This is a genomic window from Flavobacterium sp. ALD4, from assembly GCF_002836475.1.
GTDB lineage: Bacteria > Bacteroidota > Bacteroidia > Flavobacteriales > Flavobacteriaceae > Flavobacterium.
The window spans coordinates 92,352-110,051 of the sequence record NZ_PJBJ01000028.1 but is presented as its reverse complement, the minus strand read 5'-3'; the positions used below and the strand labels follow the sequence as shown (position 1 = coordinate 110,051).

Here is a 17,700-nt window from a genome sequence, read left to right as displayed (position 1 = left end):
TTAAATCAGGATTATACCCTCCTTACCATAACCTTTTCTTAATCTCAGAAACATTTTAATCGGTAATAAAACGAACTAATTTCGCGAAAAAAACATGGAACTTTTTATTTATTTATTCGCTGCCCTTTTTTCCGTCATAAATCCTATTGGCACAGTTCCCATTTTTGTGGGACTTACCCAGGATGATGACAAAAAAGAGCGCTCCCGTATTTCACTGTGGACAGCTATAAATGTTTTTGTGATTATGATTATCTCCTTTTTTTTAGGGGAATATGTTTTGTCTTTTTTCGGGATTAGCATGGAAGCCTTACGTATAGCCGGAGGAATTGTTATCGCTACTTCCGGATTCTCACTGCTTTCAGGCGAATTCAGTAAAAAAAGAGGTGTAAGCAAAAAGGTAGAAAGTGATGCACAAAAGAGAAACGATATTGCGTTAACGCCATTGGCAATTCCTATGCTTGCCGGACCGGGATCTATTTCGCTGCTGATTGCATTTTATAGTGAACATCAGGAAACATCTGAGATTATCATTTCCGTTTTGGCGATGATAGCAGTTGCTATTGCTATTTTTATCATTTTACGAAGCGCTCATTATTTGGCTAAAATACTTGGCGCATCCGGAATTGTGGCTATTTCAAGAATTGTGGGCTTTATTGTAATTGCCATCGGAGTTCAATACATAATCAGTTCCATACTAACAATAGTAAAAACAAATCTGATGTAGAAAACCAGAACGCCATAATTCAAAAAAAAAGACCTTCGATAGTGAAGGTCTTTTTTTTTATGCTTTCGGCAAGAAAACCTCTGCCATCATACACCTAGCGCTTCCACCGCCACAGGCTTCAATAGTATCTAAACTTGAACTAAGAATCACAACGTGTTTTTCTAACTGCTCTACTTGTTTTGGCTTTAAGCTCAGATGTGCCGCGGTACTCATCACTAAGTATCTTTTATCATCGGTACCACGCACTTCCAGCATGTTTCCCGCGAAATTATTAACCTGCTCTTCAGTGATCAAAATGATCTCTTTATTATCCTTTTTAAGATTGTCCAAAACCATTTTGCGTTCTTTTTTATCATCGATACTATCTGCACAAATCACCGCAAAGGTTTCACCCAAACACATCATAACGTTCGTATGATAAATCAACTTTCGTTCTCCGTTTACAGTGTGAAAAGCTTCAAATAATACCGGCGCATAGTCAAAATCTTCACAGAACTCAATAAATAATTCTTCATCAGCTCGAGGCGACAAAGCGCAATATGCTTTTTCATTTGCTCTATCAAGGAGTAAGCTTCCGGTTCCTTCCAAGAAAAAACCGTCTTCTTCTGCAGAAGTATAATCTACAATGTTTTCCATTTTGAATCCTTTATCTTCTAGCATATCCAAAATCTCCTCACGACGTTCCTGACGGCGATTCTCTGCAAACATTGGATATAATGCCACATCTCCATTTTCATGAAAGGAAACCCAGTTGTTTGGGAAAATACTGTCTGGAGTGTCTTGGTTCATTGTGTCATCCACTACGGTTACGTCAACACCGACAGCTCTCAGCTTTTCAACAAAAGCATCAAATTCTTGTTGCGCTTTTGCATTTACTGTTGCCGGTAAAAGACCATCCAATACTTTTTGATAATAATTATTAACTGCCGTTTGTTCGTTCATTCTAAACGCCATCGGACGAATCATCAATATAGAATTTGTTGTTTGTTTCATATTATTTTTTATTTATGTAGTGACATACTGCAATGTGTCACCACTTGAAATTAATCTCTTATTAAAGGCAATGTGGAACAACGCAATAATCCTTCCTGCTTGGAAATCTCAGCATAGGGAATCTCTTCCACCGTGAAACCGCCGGATCGCAACCAATTATTCAATCTAGTGAAGTTTTTTTCAGAAACCACAACATTGGAATCGATAGAAAACACATTGGAATTCATAGTATACATCTCCTCTCTTGTAATATGAAACAAATTATCTTTCCCAAAAAGATCAACCAGATACATATAGTCTGCTTCTTCACGAAATCCGCTCTTATAGATAATTCCCTTATCAGGACCTACCGGTTGGAAACAACAATCAAGGTGTAAAGCATTGTCCCTAGCTTCAATTTTGGATTTAACCAAATCGAATTCTTTAACGATTTTATCAGGAAACAAATCTTTTATGAATTGTACTCCCTCCTTATTTGTTCTCGCCGTAATATAATCTTTATAATCACTCCCTTTGTAAGTACCTATAAATATATGGTCATCCCAAAGCATAACATCCCCGCCTTCTATATGCACTTCTTCAGGAGGACGAACTACTTTTATAGCATCAACCTGATCAATTACATATTGAATAGCATCCAGTTCTCTTTCGCGTTCCGGTAAAATATTCGATTTAATAAAAATACCATCAATAACAAAACCGATATCTCTTGTAAATATCTGATTGTAATCAGCAATCAATTCGGGTCTGAAAATAGTGACATTATATTTTTGAAGCACTTTATCAAAAGCCTCCATCTCAGCCACCATATCCTTTTCAAGCGGATAGGTACCTGCCAGTATATGCTCTAATGATTTGGGATCATATGCTTCAGCGACTGAGGGTATCGCACCATTATTAATGGCTGTTCCCAAAACTACTGCCCGTAATCTTGAAGTCTCATTCTTTACATTTAATTTTAACATATAGTATTTAAATTTGGACAAAGATAAAAAAAAGCCTCACTAGTCAGTGAAGCTTTTTTTAAATTGAATTTATCGTTTATCTACTGCTTTAAAATCTCTCAACGGAGATCCAGTATATATTTGCCTTGGTCTTCCGATAGGCTCTTTGTTTTCACGCATTTCTTTCCACTGTGCAATCCAACCCGGTAAACGTCCAATAGCGAACATCACGGTAAACATATCAGTAGGAATTCCTAATGCTCTGTAAATAATTCCAGAATAGAAATCTACATTTGGATATAAGCTTCTTGATTTAAAATATTCATCCTCTAAAGCTAATGCTTCTAATTTCTTTGCAATAGCAAGAATTGGATCATCGATACCTAAAGTTTCCAACACTTCATCTGCAGCTTTTTTAATGATTTTAGCACGTGGATCAAAATTTTTATACACTCTATGGCCAAAACCCATTAATCTGAAAGGATCGTCTTTATCTTTGGCCTTAGCCATATATTTATCCGCATCCCCACCATTTTGATGGATTTCTTCTAACATTTCAAGAACTGCTTGATTGGCACCTCCATGAAGAGGTCCCCACAGCGCTGAAACTCCCGATGATATTGACGCGAATAAACCTGCATGAGAAGAACCGACCATTCTTACCGTAGAGGTAGAACAATTTTGTTCATGATCTGCATGAAGAATAAACAATTTATTTAATGCCTCAACAACTACTGGACTTGCTTTATAAGGCCCTGTAGGTATTTCAAACATTAATGTCATGAAATTTTCAACATATCCTTTTGTGTTATCATAATAATTCAAAGGATAACCCATACTTTTTCTGTATGTCCATGTTGCAATAACCAGGAATTTCCCCATAGTCTTACAAACGGCGTGATACATCTCTTTTTCATTCTCAACATTTACCGATTTAGGGTTAAATGCTGTTAATGCACTAGTCAACGCAGCTAATACACCCATTGGATGTGCTGTTCTTGGAAAACCATCAATAATGCTTTTCATCTCCTCATTAACTAACGTATGTTTTCTAATATCTTCTTCAAATTGTTTCAACTGACCTGCAGTTGGTAACTCTCCGAAGATTAAAAGATATGACACTTCTAAAAAATCGGCTTTATCGGCCAATTCTTCAATGGAGTATCCTCTATAACGTAGTATCCCTAATTCTCCATCTAGGAACGTAATTTTACTGGTACAAGAACCTGAATTTTTATACCCTGGGTCAAGAGTAATTACCCCAGTTAACTCTCGTAATTTTTTAATATCAATGGCTTCTTCGTTTTCGCTTCCTTCTACAACTGGAAACTCATACCTCTTACCATCAAATTCTATTATAGCTGTTTTTGACATAATATTTTGAAAATAAAACTTTATATTTAATAATCTACCAAATCTAAGGATAATAACATTAAATAAAAAGCGAAATTGACAATGTTATTGTTAAATTCAACAAAAAAGCCATCCGAATAACTCGAATGGCTTTTTGTAGATAATGATAACATATCTTATTTTATCTTAAACGCTTTTTTACCGGGAAAATAAGCCGTATCCCCAAGCTCTTCCTCTATTCTTAATAATTGGTTATATTTTGCCATACGATCAGAACGCGATGCTGAACCAGTCTTAATTTGACCACAATTCAACGCAACTGCTAAGTCAGCAATAGTATTATCTTCTGTTTCTCCAGAACGATGTGACATTACCGAAGTATACCCAGCATTTTTAGCCATATTTACAGCCGCAATAGTCTCGGTCAATGTACCAATTTGGTTCACTTTTACTAAAATTGAGTTAGCGATACCTCTATCTATACCCGTTGACAAACGCTCTACATTAGTCACGAACAAGTCATCCCCAACCAACTGCACTTTATCTCCAATTTTATCAGTAAGCATTTTCCATCCATCCCAATCATTTTCATCCATTCCATCTTCAATTGAGATAATTGGATATTTAGAAGCTAATTCAGCTAAATAATCTACTTGTTCAGCAGAAGATCTAATTTTACCAGTTTCTCCTTCAAATTTAGAGTAATCGTATTTACCATTTACATAAAATTCAGCAGCAGCACAATCTAAAGCAACCATAATTTCATCACCAAACGTATATCCAGCATTTTCCACTGCTAATTTAATTGTATCTAAAGCATCTTCTGTTCCTCCTGCAAGAGTTGGTGCAAAACCACCCTCATCGCCTACAGCTGTAGACAGACCTCTGTCATGCAATACTTTTTTAAGACTATGAAAAATCTCCGTTCCCATTTGCATGGCATGCGTAAAAGAAGTTGCTTTTACCGGTATAATCATAAATTCCTGAAATGCAATCGGCGCATCAGAATGTGACCCTCCATTGATGATATTCATCATCGGAACAGGCAACGTATTTGCGGAAACTCCACCCACATATCTATATAGAGGTAAACCTAATTCATTAGCCGCTGCTTTTGCAACAGCAAGTGAAACACCCAAAATAGCATTTGCACCTAATTTTGATTTATTTGATGTACCATCTAAATCAATCATCATTTGGTCAATTACGTTTTGTTCGAAAACTGACGTTCCTAAAAGTTCTTCAGCAATAATGGTATTAACATTTTTAACTGCGTTCAAAACTCCCTTTCCTAAATAGGCCTTCCCTCCGTCACGTAATTCCACTGCTTCATGCTCTCCAGTTGAAGCTCCAGATGGAACTGCCGCTCTACCTAAAATACCATGTTCAGTAACTACATCTACTTCTATAGTAGGATTCCCTCTTGAATCGAAAATTTGTCTTGCGTGAATTTTGATAATAATACTCATACTACTTTATTTTAAATTTTAAACCACAAATATATTCTATCTTTTGTAATGATAATATGAAAATAATGAATCTTATTAACGAAAACGTTATAATTATCTATAAATGAAGATCTAGCACCCCATTTAATAGAGAAATTTGCAGATTTCTTTGCTTTCCTTAAAGTAAAACAGCAATAAACTTCAGTCTATAGTGCAAAATCATCGTTATTTACAACAACCTTCTCTTACGTTTAAAGCTACTACAAACTGTATTTTTTTTTATGCTGTTGTTACAAAAAAAAAGGTGCCTACTTTAATGAAAAAGTAAGCAACCCTATAAAATTTATCAAAAAAAAGCTCTACCCTTATCCTTTTATGTTTTCAATAAATTGATCGAATAAATAAGATGAATCATGAGGTCCCGGACTTGCTTCAGGATGATACTGCACTGAAAAACAATTCTTGTTCTTCATTCTCATACCAGCCACAGTTCCGTCATTTAAATGAACGTGCGTTATTTCCAAATCAGGATTATTTTCCAATTCTTCTTTGTTGACTGCAAAGCCATGATTCTGTGAAGTAATTTCACCTTTCCCCGAGATTAAATTCTTAACCGGATGATTTATTCCTCTGTGCCCGTTAAACATTTTATATGTTGAAACCCCATTGGCCAGCCCGATTACTTGGTGCCCCAAACAGATTCCAAATAATGGTTTATTATTCTCGAGAATTTCTTTTGCTACCTGGATAGCTCCTGCAAGTGGTTCTGGATCACCAGGACCATTCGACAAGAAAAAACCATCAGGACTAAAAGAGGCTAAATCATTGTAGCTTGAATCAAAAGGAAATACTTTAATGTAACAATCTCTTTTGGCAAGATTGCGAAGGATATTTGTCTTAATACCTAAATCCAAAGCTGAAATCTTATAAGTAGCATTTTCATCACCATAGTAATAAGGTGTCTTAGTGGATACTTTTGACGCTAGTTCCAGCCCCTTCATATCAGGAACATTTATTAAAGACGCCTTTAATTCTTCAACCGAAGTGCCATCAGTACAAATCACAGCATTCATAGCTCCATTGTCTCTGATGTAACTTACCAGCGCTCTCGTGTCAACATCTGAGATGCAAATAAGATTTTGCTTAATAAAGTACTCCTCTAAACTTTCTGAAGCATTTGTTCTGGAATAATTAAAGCTAAAATTTTTACAAACCAATCCCGATATCTTTATCCCATCTGATTCCACGTCATTTTCATTTACACCATAATTCCCAATATGAGCATTAGTAGCGACCATTAATTGCCCAAAGTAAGACGGATCGGTAAAGATTTCCTGATAGCCGGTCATTCCGGTGTTAAAGCATACTTCTCCAAAAGTCGTCCCACTGATCCCTATTGATTTTCCGTGAAAAATAGTGCCGTCACTTAGTAAAAGTATAGCACTTTGTCGTGTTGTATATTTCATGTGTAGTTAAATATTGTGCAAATTTAATTCATTAATCGAACGGAAGCAAACTTTTAAAATTTATTCTAAAACAAAAGGAGCCAAACTAACCCTTATATTTTCTTTTACTATCTTGATTATAGAGTAAACAACCCTCCCATCAATAGGTAAGAACTTAGAAAAACCGCCATTTCTTTGTTCCAAAAAAAGCAAAAAAAAAGGATAAACTATTAATAGTTTATCCTTACTTTTTATTGAATCGTTATCTTCATAACTATTCAGCAGCGTCTGTCGTTGTATCAGCTTCAGCAACTGGAGCATCAGTAGCTTCATCTGCTTTTTTAGCTTTTCCACCACGACGGCTTTTTGCTTTTTTAACTTCTTTTTTACCACCATTGTAAAGTTCATTGAAATCTACAAGTTCGATCATTGCCATATCAGCATTATCTCCCAAACGATTTCCAACTTTAATGATACGTGTGTATCCACCTGGACGGTCTCCTACTTTAGCAGCTACGTCTCTGAACAAGTCAGTTACCGCATATTTGCTACGTAAGTAAGCGAAACAAATACGACGATTGTGAGTCGTATCAGTCTTTGACTTTGTTATTAATGGCTCAACAAATTGTTTAAGCGCTTTTGCTTTAGCAACAGTAGTGTTAATACGTTTGTGCTCAATAAGAGAACAAGCCATATTAGCTAACATAGATTTTCTATGTGCAGTTTGTCTGCTAAGGTGATTGAATTTTTTTCCGTGTCTCATGACCAATTTATTTTAACTTCATCTTGCTACAATCCATTATGGAGAGCAAAATATGAAGTAAATTATTCTTTATCTAGTTTGTATTTTGCTAAATCCATTCCGAAGTTCAAATTTTTAATCGCAACTAGTTCATCTAGTTCAGTTAAAGATTTTTTACCGAAATTACGGAATTTCATTAGGTCATTTTTATTGAACGATACTAAATCTCCAAGTGTATCAACTTCAGCCGCTTTCAAACAATTTAACGCTCTTACAGATAAATCCATATCAACAAGCTTAGTTTTAAGCAATTGTCTCATATGTAATGATTCCTCATCATACGACTCTGTTTGTGCAATCTCATCAGCCTCGAGTGTAATTCTTTCGTCAGAAAACAACATGAAATGGTGAATTAAAACTTTAGCAGCTTCAGTAAGCGCATCTTTAGGATTGATAGATCCATCAGTTTTTATTTCAAAAACTAATTTTTCATAATCTGTCTTTTGCTCAACACGGAAGTTTTCAATTGCATATTTTACATTTTTTACCGGAGTAAAAATAGAATCAGTAAAAATAGTTCCAATTGCAGCGTTCTGTTTTTTGTTCTCCTCAGCAGGAACATATCCTCTACCTTTTTCGATAGTTAAATCGAAATTCAATTTGATTTTAGGATCTAGATTACAGATAACCAGTTCTGGGTTCAGTACTTGGAAACCTGAAATGAATTTTTGAAAATCACCAGCTGTTAATTGATCTTTACCTGAAACAGAAATAGTAACTGCTTCATTATCTATATCTTCAATTTGACGTTTGAAACGTACTTGTTTAAGATTAAGGATAATCTCGGTAACATCTTCAACAACACCTGAGATAGTAGAAAACTCATGATCTACACCTTCAATACGAACGGATGTAATTGCATAACCTTCTAATGCTGAAAGCAAAACTCTTCTAAGTGCATTACCGATGGTCAATCCGTATCCTGGTTCTAAAGGTCTAAATTCGAATTTACCTTCAAAATCGGTTGAATCGATCATGATAACTTTATCGGGCTTCTGAAAATTAAATATTGCCATAAATTTCGACTAAGTCAATTATTATTTGTTGTACAATTCTACGATTAATTGTTCTTTAATGTTTTCTGGGATTTGAAGTCTCGCCGGTACCGAAACGAAAGTACCTTCTTTAACGTCATTATTCCAAGTAATCCATTCATAAACATGACTTGAATTAGATAAAGAACGTTCGATAGCCTCTAATGATTTAGATTTTTCACGAACAGCAACTTTATCACCTGGTTTTAGGTGGTAAGAAGCAATATTTACAACGTCACCATTCACGGTAACGTGTCTGTGAGACACAAGTTGTCTAGCGCCTCTTCTAGAAGGAGCAATACCCATTCTAAATACTACGTTATCTAATCTTGCTTCACACAATTGTAAAAGAACTTCACCAGTAACACCTTTAGTAGCTGATGCTTTTTTGAATAAACCTCTGAATTGCTTTTCTAAAATTCCATAAGAATATTTAGCTTTTTGCTTTTCCATTAACTGGATTGCGTACTCAGATTTTTTTCCTCTTTTTTTAGCCATCCCGTGTTGTCCAGGTGGGTAACTTCTTCTTTCGAATGCTTTGTCATCTCCGAATATTGCCTCGCCAAATTTACGAGCAATTCTAGTTTTTGGACCAGTATATCTTGCCATTTCTAAAAAATTAAATTAAGGTAGAGATTATGAATTCAGGTCATATCCTTCGATAATCGTATATTCTACCTAGTTATACTTAAATATATTATTAAACTCTACGTCTTTTTGGAGGACGACATCCATTGTGAGGCATTGGGGTAACATCGATAATCTCCGTTACTTCAATTCCACCGTTATGTAAAGAACGGATTGCAGACTCACGTCCGTTTCCTGGCCCTTTTACATAAACCTTAACTTTTTTAAGCCCAGCTTCAATAGCTACTTTACTACAATCTTCTGCTGCCATTTGGGCTGCGTATGGAGTGTTCTTTTTAGAACCTCTAAAACCCATTTTACCAGCTGAAGACCACGAAATAACCTCACCTTTTTTGTTTGTCAAAGAAATAATGATGTTATTGAAGGTAGCAGAAATATGAGCTTCACCCGTTGATTCAACGATAACTTTACGTTTTTTTGCAGTTGCTTTAGCCATATTACTTATTATTTAGTTGCTTTTTTCTTGTTGGCAACAGTTTTTCTTTTACCTTTTCTTGTTCTAGAGTTGTTCTTAGTTCTTTGTCCTCTTAAAGGAAGACCAGTTCTATGACGGATACCTCTATAACAACCAATATCCATTAAACGCTTGATGTTTAAAGAAACTTCAGAACGCAATTCTCCTTCAATTTTGAATTCTGATACCGCTTCACGAATTGCTCCGATTTCGTCATCATTCCAATCTTGAACTTTTTTATCTTGGCTAACTTGAGCTTTTTCTAAAATCTCAATAGCTCTACTGCTTCCTAATCCGAAGATATAGGTAAGTGCTATAACACCTCTCTTGTTTTTCGGGATATCTACCCCTGCTATTCTTGCCATAATTATCCTTGTCTTTGTTTAAATCTAGGATTCTTTTTGTTTATAACGTACAATATCCCTTTTCTACGCACGATTTTGCACTCGGGACTTCTTTTTTTTACTGATGCTCTAACTTTCATTGTGAATATCCTTTAATATCTATAAGTAATTCTTGCTTTTGACAAATCGTATGGGCTCATTTCTAGTTTCACTTTATCACCAGGTAATAACTTGATATAATGCATTCGCATTTTTCCAGATATATGTGCAATTACGATATGTCCATTTTCTAACTCTACACGGAACATTGCATTTGATAATGCTTCAATTATGGATCCGTCCTGTTCTATTGCTGATTGTTTTGCCATAAGATTAAGCTACTGCTTTTCTATTTTTCCCACTCTTCATTAAACCATCATAATGCTTATTCAACAAGTATGAATTAATCTGTTGAATTGTATCTATGGCGACACCAACCATAATTATTAATGAGGTACCCCCAAAAAACATTGCCCAAGATTGTTGAACATCCATAAGACTTACAATAATCGCTGGGAACACAGCTATTAGAGCTAGAAATAAAGATCCTGGGAAAGTTATCAAAGACATCACCTTGTCAAGAAAATCTGAAGTTTCAACCCCCGGTCTAACACCTGGAATAAATCCTCCACTTCTTTTCAAATCATCTGACATCTTATTAGTAGGAACTGTAATTGCGGTATAAAAGAATGTAAATACAACGATTAGCGTTGCAAAAACAAGGTTATACCAAAAACCGAACATATTACTAAAAGCGCCAACAACTGATTGCGATGCATCTGATTTCGATAACCCAGCCACAGCAGCAGGAATGAACATGATCGCCTGAGCGAAGATAATCGGCATAACTCCAGAAGCGTTAAGCTTTAATGGAATCCATTGTCTATTACCACCCATCATATCCTGTTCAAAATCACCTGACGTAGTACGACGAGCGTACTGTACTGGTATCTTTCTAATTGCCATGGTTAATAAAACACATGCAACAATAACTAAAAGCCAAATAATAATTTCGATAACCAATAACATTGGACCACCGTTGTTATTCGTAACTCTAGTAGTAAATTCCTGTATAAATGCTTGAGGAAATCTCGCAAGTATACCTACCATAATTAAAAGTGAAATACCATTCCCGATTCCTTTATCAGTTATCTTTTCACCTAACCACATGGCAAATATTGTACCTGTAACTAAGATAATCACTGAAGAAAATAAGAATTCAAAAGAATTAAACCCTAATAAAAATGCACTACTAGGTAAAGTTCTGTATAGATTATAGATGTAAGTTGGTCCTTGAACTAAAGTAATAACAATAGTCAACCAACGTGTAATCTGATTAATCTTTTTTCTACCACTCTCACCATCATTTTGAAGTTTTTGCAAATAAGGAATCGCAATTCCCATAAGCTGAACTACAATAGAGGCTGAAATGTAAGGCATGATTCCTAAAGCAAAAACTGACGCTTTAGAGAATGCTCCACCAGTAAACATGTCTAATATAGATCCTATACCACTTTTGGTTTGACCTGCTAAACTATTTAATTGTGTCGCATCGATTCCCGGAAGCGTAACATGTGCTCCAAAACGATAAACTAAAAGCAGACCTAAAGTAATTAGGATTCTGTTTCTTAGTTCCTCGATTTTCCAAACGTTACTTATTGATTCAATAAATTTCTTCATATTAATCGAAAAATTACATTGTTACCGCTTCTCCTCCAGCAGCTTCAATAGCGGCTTTTGCAGTTGCAGTAAATTTGTGAGCAGTTACTTTTAATTTTGCTTTCAATTCTCCTCTTCCTAAAATCTTAACGATTTCATTCTTAGTAGCCAAACGGTTTGAAACATAAACTGTCATATCGACAGTATCTGTAATCACACCATTGTCAACTAATAGTTGAAGTGTATCAAGATTCACACCCTCGTATTCTTTACGATTGATGTTTGTAAAACCGAACTTAGGCACACGTCTTTGAAGTGGCATTTGCCCACCTTCAAAACCAATCTTTTTAGAATAACCAGAACGAGATTTCTGTCCGTTGTGTCCTCTTGACGAAGTACCACCTTTTCCAGAACCTTCTCCTCTACCTAATCTCTTATTTTGACTGTGTGTTGAACCCTCAGCTGGTTGTAAGTTACTTAAATTCATAACAGTATTTGTTATTTAGCTTCTTCTACAGAAACTAAGTGTTTAACTTTATTTATCATCCCAAGGATTGTAGGGTTTGAATCATGCTCTACAATTTGTCCCATTTTACGCAGACCTAAAGCTACCAATCCTCTTTTTTGATCAAGTGGACAGTTGATTTTACTTCTGACTTGTTTTACTAATAATTTAGCCATAATTTCCTTGAATTAACCTTTAAAAACTTTTTCTAAAGAAACTCCTCTTTGTTTTGCAACACTATGAGCGCTTCTCATTTGTAACAACGCATCAAAAGTCGCTTTAACTACGTTGTGAGGATTTGATGATCCTTGTGATTTAGATAACACATCGTGAATACCTACTGACTCTAGAACTGAACGAACAGCTCCACCAGCAATAACTCCCGTACCATGAGAGGCAGGAATTAAAAATACACGTGCACCACCAAATTTTCCTTTCTGCTCGTGTGGTACCGATAGTCCATTCAAAGGAATTTTCACTAAATTTTTCTTAGCATCTTCTACTGCTTTCGCAATTGCTTCAGAAACATCTTTAGATTTTCCTAATCCATGACCCACAACACCATTCTCATCACCTACAACTACAATAGCAGAAAAACCGAAAGCTCTACCACCTTTTGTAACTTTAGTAACACGATTAACACTAACCAAACGATCTTTTAATTCAAGACCACTTGGTTTTACCAACTCTACATTCTTGTATTTATTAGACATAATATATTAGAATTTAAGTCCAGCCGCTCTCGCGCCTTCTGCTAATGATTTAATACGACCGTGATACAAGTAACCTCCTCTATCGAATGTTACAACTTCTATCCCAGCTTTTAACGCTTTCTCTGCTACCAGTTTTCCAACTGCAATAGCAACTTCTACGTTAGTACCTTTTCCTATTTCTTTTTCTCTTGAAGAAGCAGCCAAAATAGTAACACCGTTTACGTCATCAATAAGTTGAGCATAAATTTCTTTGTTACTTCTAAATACAGATAGTCTTGGATTTGTAGCAGAACCACTAATCGATTTCCTAATTCTGAATCTAATTCTCTGTCTTCTTTCAGGTTTTGATAATGACATAATCTTATTTTTTAAGCTGATTTACCTGCTTTTCTTCTTAATACTTCACCCACAAATTTAACACCTTTTCCTTTGTACGGCTCAGGCTTACGAAAAGCTCTAATTTTTGCCGCAACTTGACCTAAAAGTTGTTTGTCAAACGATGTAAGTTTAACTATTGGGTTTTTACCTTTTTCAGATATAGTTTCTAAAGTTACTTCAGCAGCAACTAGCAAAACGATATTGTGAGAATATCCAAGAGCTAAATCTAATTTTTGTCCTTGATTAGAAGCTCTATAACCTACTCCTACCAATTCTAATGATTTTGTAAAACCTTCAGTTACACCGATAACCATGTTATTGATTAAAGATCTGTATAAACCGTGTTTTGCTCTTTGGTCTTTGTGATCAGACGATCTATCTACTTGAACTTGACCGTCTTCAACTGTTACAGTTACGTCCGAAAACTCCTGTGTAAGTTGACCATTTTTTCCTTTTACTGTAATAATACCGTCTTTAACTTCTACAGTTACTCCAGCAGGGATTACAATTGGATGTTTACCTATTCTTGACATCTTTTAGTCTATTTATTAGTATACGTAACAAATTACTTCACCACCAACATTCAATTGTTTTGCTTTCTTTCCAGTCATCAATCCTTTTGATGTAGAAACAATAGCAATACCTAATCCGTTAAGGATTCTTGGAATGGTCGAAGAACTTGAATATTTACGTAAACCTGGTTTACTAATTCTTTGGATATCTCTTATTACCGACTCTTTAGTATCTTTATCATACTTCAAAGCAATCTTGATTGAACCCTGAACAGCGTTGTCTTCAAATTTGTAACTTAAGATATAACCTTGATCAAATAAGATCTTAGTGATTTCTTTTTTTAGATTAGATGCAGGAATTTCGACAACTTTGTGGTTTGCAGCCACAGCGTTTCTAACTCTTGTTAAATAATCTGCAATAGGATCTGTATACATATGTATTAATTTGCGGTTATGGTTTTCTTCAGATTTTCTGTCGAACCTACAACCAATTAAAATTCTTTTTTACCAACTAGCTTTTTTAACACCTGGTATCAATCCGTTATTTGCTAATTCACGGAATGTAACACGTGAAACACCAAATTGACGCATATAACCTCTAGGTCTACCAGTTATTTTACATCTGTTGTGTAAACGAACAGGTGAAGCGTTTTTAGGTAATTTCTGCAAACCTACGAAATCTCCAGCCTCTAACAAAGCTTTTCTTTTCTCAGCATACTTAGCTACCGTTTTTTCTCTCTTCACCTCACGGGCTTTCATTGATTCTTTAGCCATATCTTAATTCTTTTTAAAAGGTAATCCTAATTCAGTCAATAATGACTTTGCTTCCTTATCTGTTTTTGCAGTAGTTACAAAAGAGATATCCATACCTGATATTTTGTTAACTTTATCGATATCAATTTCCGGGAAAATGATTTGTTCTAAAACCCCAAGGTTATAGTTTCCTCTTCCGTCAAAACCTGTAGCTTTAATACCACTGAAATCTCTAACACGTGGTAAAGAAGAAGTAATAAGTCTATCTAAAAACTCGTACATTCTTTCTCCACGTAACGTAACTTTAGCACCAATCGGCATTCCTTTTCTCAATTTGAAAGATGCAACATCTTTCTTTGAAATTGTAGATATCGCTTTTTGTCCAGTTATCTTTGTTAATTCATCAACTGCATAGTCAATCAATTTTTTATCAGAAACTGCTGCTCCAACTCCACGGCTCAAAACGATTTTTTCCAATTTTGGAACTTGCATTACGTTTATGTATCCGTACTCCTCTTTAAGAGCAGATATTACTCTGTTCTTATATTCTTCTTTTAGTCTAGGTATATACTCCATTACTATAGTACTTGATTAGATTTTTTTGAAAATCTTACTTTCTTATCTCCTTCAACTCTAATTCCAACTCTAGTTGTTTCCTTTGTTTTCGGATCAATTAGAGATATGTTAGATATTTGAATAGCAGCTTCTTTTTTCACAATACCACCTTGAGGGCTTTTTGCACTTGGTTTCGTATGTTTTGAAACCATGTTTACACCTTCAACAATCGCTTTGTTTTTCTCACGGTCAACACGCAATACTTTACCTTCTGAACCTTTATGGTCTCCAGCAATTACTCTTACAATGTCGCCTGTTTTTATTTTTAGCTTTATCATCTTAAAACGAATTAAAGCACTTCAGGTGCTAATGATACAATTTTCATGAATTGTTTTTCACGAAGTTCTCTTGCCACCGGACCAAAAACGCGAGTTCCTCTCATCTCACCAGCAGCATTTAATAACACACATGCGTTGTCATCAAATCTAATGTATGATCCGTCGGCTCTTCTCACTTCTTTTCTGGTACGTACAACAACTGCAGTTGAAACAGCTCCTTTTTTAACGCTTCCGTTCGGAGTTGTATCTTTGATAGAAACTACAATCTTGTCACCAACAGAGGCATACCTTCTTTTGGTACCTCCTAAAACACGGATAGTTAAAACTTCTTTAGCTCCCGTGTTATCTGCTACTTTTAGTCTTGATTCTTGCTGTACCATAATTATTTAGCTCTTTCTAGGATTTCAACTAATCTCCAACATTTAGACTTACTTAAAGGACGCGTTTCGCTAATTCTTACAGTATCTCCAATGTTACAGTCGTTTGTTTCGTCGTGTGCAACGTATTTCTTTGTTTTTAACACGAACTTACCGTATAGGGGGTGTTTTACTTTACGTACTTCAGCAACTACAATAGACTTGTCCATTTTGTCAGAAGTTACAACACCAACTCTCTCTTTTCTTAAATTTCTTTTTTCTTCCATCTTTCGGCAGATTACAATGATTGCAACTCTCTTTTAGTTAGCTCTGTAGCCAATCTCGCAATTGTTCTTCTTACACCTCTTATTTGAAGTGGGTTCTCAATTGGTGATAAAGCGTGAGCCATTTTTAGGTCAGCATATGTTTTCTTAGTCAAACTAAGCTTCTCTTGCAACTCCGCTGCAGAAAGATCTTTTATTTCTGATTGTTTCATAATATAATATAGATTATGCTTCGAAATCTCTAGCAACTACGAATTTAGTTTTAACTGGAAGCTTTTGAGCCGCAAGACGTAACGCCTCTTTTGCAACTGACAAAGGAACTCCTCCAACTTCAAACATAATTCTTCCGGGTTTAACAACGGCAGCCCAATACTCAACTGCACCTTTACCTTTACCCATACGTACCTCAAGAGGTTTCTTAGTAATTGGTTTGTCTGGAAATATTTTGATCCATAATTGTCCCTCTCTTTTCATGAAACGAGTTGCAGCGATACGTGCAGCTTCAATTTGACGAGAAGTTAGAAACATTCCATCTTCATGTACAGATTTAATACCAAACATTCCATTAGAAAGTTCATGTCCTCTTCCAGAGTTCCCCTTCATTTTACCCTTTTGTACCTTTCGGTATTTTGTTCTTTTAGGCTGTAACATTTTTCTTTAATTTAAAAATTACTTTCTTTTACGTGCGTCTGGTTTTCCACCTTTATTAAAGTTAGATTTCCCACGAGGAGAATCTCCACCTTTTCCGCCAGATTGTTTCTTGTCCATTCCAGCAAGCGGAGAAAGATCTCTCTTTCCGTAAACTTCACCTTTCATGATCCACACTTTGATACCCATTCTACCATAAGTAGTATGCGCTTCAGCTAATGCATAATCAATATCGGCTCTGAAAGTTGATAAAGGAACTCTTCCGTCTTTGAAACCTTCCGAACGTGCCATCTCAGCACCATTCAAACGACCAGAAATCAAAACTTTGATACCCTCAGCGTTCATACGCATAGAGGCAGCAATAGCCATTTTGATTGCACGTCTGTAAGAAATTCTACTTTCGATTTGACGACAGATGCTTGTAGCAACTAGATACGCGTCAAGTTCAGGTCTTTTAATTTCAAAGATGTTGATTTGAACCTCTTTGTCAGTAATTTTCTTAAGTTCTTCTTTTAACTTGTCTACCTCTTGTCCACCTTTTCCGATAATGATACCAGGTCTAGCTGTAGTGATAGTAACGGTTACAAGTTTCAAAGTTCTCTCGATGATTACTTTTGATACACTAGCTTTTGATAAACGAGCATGGATATACTTTCTGATTTTGTGATCCTCGGCAAGTTTATCACCGTAATCATTTCCACCATACCAGTTTGAGTCCCATCCTCTGATGATACCAAGTCTATTTCCAATTGGATTTGTCTTTTGTCCCAT

The 17,700-nt window shown here is 35.5% G+C and carries 28 protein-coding genes; 1 reads left to right on the top strand and 27 read right to left on the bottom strand.

The window, feature by feature from the left end:
• Positions 1-94: 94 nt before the first annotated feature.
• Entirely contained in the window at positions 95-724 is a 630-nt protein-coding gene (locus tag CXF59_RS06905) for a MarC family NAAT transporter (protein ID WP_101137097.1), read from the top strand.
• 57 nt (positions 725-781) lie between these two features.
• On the opposite strand, the gene ctlX is transcribed toward CXF59_RS06905, so the two are convergent.
• From ctlX to rpsC, 27 genes are all read right to left on the bottom strand, one after another.
• Complete coding sequence (gene ctlX / locus CXF59_RS06900; RefSeq protein WP_101137096.1) at positions 782-1,717, bottom strand: citrulline utilization hydrolase CtlX; 936 nt, start codon at positions 1,715-1,717, stop codon at positions 782-784.
• A 50-nt stretch (positions 1,718-1,767) separates the two neighbouring features.
• On the bottom strand, positions 1,768-2,682 hold the full coding sequence (locus tag CXF59_RS06895; RefSeq protein ID WP_101137095.1) for a dimethylarginine dimethylaminohydrolase family protein: 915 nt from the start codon (positions 2,680-2,682) through the stop codon (positions 1,768-1,770).
• A gap of 69 nt (positions 2,683-2,751) precedes the next feature.
• Positions 2,752-4,035 (bottom strand): citrate synthase, encoded by a 1,284-nt coding sequence (locus CXF59_RS06890; protein WP_101137094.1) that lies wholly within the window; start codon positions 4,033-4,035, stop codon positions 2,752-2,754.
• 155 nt (positions 4,036-4,190) lie between these two features.
• Positions 4,191-5,483 carry a phosphopyruvate hydratase gene (gene eno / locus CXF59_RS06885; protein WP_101137093.1) on the bottom strand — a complete coding sequence of 431 codons (1,293 nt, stop codon included), beginning with the start codon at positions 5,481-5,483 and terminating at the stop codon, positions 4,191-4,193.
• 344 nt (positions 5,484-5,827) lie between these two features.
• Entirely contained in the window at positions 5,828-6,928 is a 1,101-nt protein-coding gene (gene carA, locus CXF59_RS06880; RefSeq protein ID WP_101137092.1) for a glutamine-hydrolyzing carbamoyl-phosphate synthase small subunit, read from the bottom strand.
• A 253-nt stretch (positions 6,929-7,181) separates the two neighbouring features.
• Positions 7,182-7,670, bottom strand: a complete 489-nt coding sequence (gene rplQ, locus CXF59_RS06875; RefSeq protein WP_101137091.1) for a 50S ribosomal protein L17 — start codon at positions 7,668-7,670, stop codon at positions 7,182-7,184.
• Positions 7,671-7,732: 62 nt separating this feature from the next.
• Positions 7,733-8,725, bottom strand: coding sequence for a DNA-directed RNA polymerase subunit alpha (locus tag CXF59_RS06870; protein WP_101137090.1), 993 nt, complete (start codon positions 8,723-8,725; stop codon positions 7,733-7,735).
• A gap of 21 nt (positions 8,726-8,746) precedes the next feature.
• A complete protein-coding gene (rpsD, locus tag CXF59_RS06865; protein ID WP_101137089.1) occupies positions 8,747-9,352 on the bottom strand; it encodes a 30S ribosomal protein S4 in 606 nt (201 codons plus the stop codon).
• A 91-nt stretch (positions 9,353-9,443) separates the two neighbouring features.
• Positions 9,444-9,827 carry a 30S ribosomal protein S11 gene (rpsK, locus tag CXF59_RS06860; protein WP_007136543.1) on the bottom strand — a complete coding sequence of 128 codons (384 nt, stop codon included), beginning with the start codon at positions 9,825-9,827 and terminating at the stop codon, positions 9,444-9,446.
• Between the two features lie 8 nt (positions 9,828-9,835).
• Entirely contained in the window at positions 9,836-10,210 is a 375-nt protein-coding gene (gene rpsM, locus CXF59_RS06855) for a 30S ribosomal protein S13 (RefSeq protein ID WP_101137088.1), read from the bottom strand.
• A gap of 2 nt (positions 10,211-10,212) precedes the next feature.
• Positions 10,213-10,329, bottom strand: a complete 117-nt coding sequence (ykgO, locus tag CXF59_RS06850; RefSeq protein ID WP_074724333.1) for a type B 50S ribosomal protein L36 — start codon at positions 10,327-10,329, stop codon at positions 10,213-10,215.
• 12 nt (positions 10,330-10,341) lie between these two features.
• Positions 10,342-10,557: a translation initiation factor IF-1 gene (infA, locus tag CXF59_RS06845; RefSeq protein WP_007136545.1), complete on the bottom strand. Its 216-nt coding sequence runs from the start codon at positions 10,555-10,557 to the stop codon at positions 10,342-10,344.
• A 4-nt stretch (positions 10,558-10,561) separates the two neighbouring features.
• On the bottom strand, positions 10,562-11,908 hold the full coding sequence (secY, locus tag CXF59_RS06840; protein ID WP_101137087.1) for a preprotein translocase subunit SecY: 1,347 nt from the start codon (positions 11,906-11,908) through the stop codon (positions 10,562-10,564).
• A gap of 13 nt (positions 11,909-11,921) precedes the next feature.
• Positions 11,922-12,374: a 50S ribosomal protein L15 gene (gene rplO / locus CXF59_RS06835; protein WP_101137086.1), complete on the bottom strand. Its 453-nt coding sequence runs from the start codon at positions 12,372-12,374 to the stop codon at positions 11,922-11,924.
• 11 nt (positions 12,375-12,385) lie between these two features.
• The gene (gene rpmD / locus CXF59_RS06830; protein ID WP_101137085.1) at positions 12,386-12,568 is read right to left on the bottom strand and encodes a 50S ribosomal protein L30; all 183 of its coding nucleotides are present in this window, start codon (positions 12,566-12,568) and stop codon (positions 12,386-12,388) included.
• Positions 12,569-12,580: 12 nt separating this feature from the next.
• Positions 12,581-13,105, bottom strand: a complete 525-nt coding sequence (gene rpsE / locus CXF59_RS06825; protein WP_101137084.1) for a 30S ribosomal protein S5 — start codon at positions 13,103-13,105, stop codon at positions 12,581-12,583.
• A gap of 6 nt (positions 13,106-13,111) precedes the next feature.
• Positions 13,112-13,462, bottom strand: a complete 351-nt coding sequence (gene rplR, locus CXF59_RS06820; RefSeq protein WP_016989316.1) for a 50S ribosomal protein L18 — start codon at positions 13,460-13,462, stop codon at positions 13,112-13,114.
• 11 nt (positions 13,463-13,473) lie between these two features.
• Complete coding sequence (gene rplF / locus CXF59_RS06815; protein ID WP_101137083.1) at positions 13,474-14,016, bottom strand: 50S ribosomal protein L6; 543 nt, start codon at positions 14,014-14,016, stop codon at positions 13,474-13,476.
• Between the two features lie 15 nt (positions 14,017-14,031).
• A complete protein-coding gene (gene rpsH, locus CXF59_RS06810; RefSeq protein WP_007136552.1) occupies positions 14,032-14,430 on the bottom strand; it encodes a 30S ribosomal protein S8 in 399 nt (132 codons plus the stop codon).
• A gap of 69 nt (positions 14,431-14,499) precedes the next feature.
• Positions 14,500-14,769: a 30S ribosomal protein S14 gene (gene rpsN / locus CXF59_RS06805; protein ID WP_016989319.1), complete on the bottom strand. Its 270-nt coding sequence runs from the start codon at positions 14,767-14,769 to the stop codon at positions 14,500-14,502.
• A 3-nt stretch (positions 14,770-14,772) separates the two neighbouring features.
• Positions 14,773-15,324, bottom strand: a complete 552-nt coding sequence (gene rplE, locus CXF59_RS06800) for a 50S ribosomal protein L5 (RefSeq protein ID WP_101137082.1) — start codon at positions 15,322-15,324, stop codon at positions 14,773-14,775.
• Positions 15,325-15,326: 2 nt separating this feature from the next.
• Entirely contained in the window at positions 15,327-15,641 is a 315-nt protein-coding gene (rplX, locus tag CXF59_RS06795; protein WP_101137081.1) for a 50S ribosomal protein L24, read from the bottom strand.
• An 11-nt stretch (positions 15,642-15,652) separates the two neighbouring features.
• Positions 15,653-16,021 carry a 50S ribosomal protein L14 gene (gene rplN, locus CXF59_RS06790; protein WP_007136556.1) on the bottom strand — a complete coding sequence of 123 codons (369 nt, stop codon included), beginning with the start codon at positions 16,019-16,021 and terminating at the stop codon, positions 15,653-15,655.
• 2 nt (positions 16,022-16,023) lie between these two features.
• Entirely contained in the window at positions 16,024-16,284 is a 261-nt protein-coding gene (rpsQ, locus tag CXF59_RS06785; RefSeq protein ID WP_016989323.1) for a 30S ribosomal protein S17, read from the bottom strand.
• Between the two features lie 11 nt (positions 16,285-16,295).
• Positions 16,296-16,493: a 50S ribosomal protein L29 gene (gene rpmC, locus CXF59_RS06780; RefSeq protein ID WP_101137080.1), complete on the bottom strand. Its 198-nt coding sequence runs from the start codon at positions 16,491-16,493 to the stop codon at positions 16,296-16,298.
• A gap of 13 nt (positions 16,494-16,506) precedes the next feature.
• Positions 16,507-16,932, bottom strand: a complete 426-nt coding sequence (gene rplP, locus CXF59_RS06775; RefSeq protein WP_016989325.1) for a 50S ribosomal protein L16 — start codon at positions 16,930-16,932, stop codon at positions 16,507-16,509.
• Positions 16,933-16,950: 18 nt separating this feature from the next.
• A complete protein-coding gene (gene rpsC / locus CXF59_RS06770; protein ID WP_101137079.1) occupies positions 16,951-17,700 on the bottom strand; it encodes a 30S ribosomal protein S3 in 750 nt (249 codons plus the stop codon).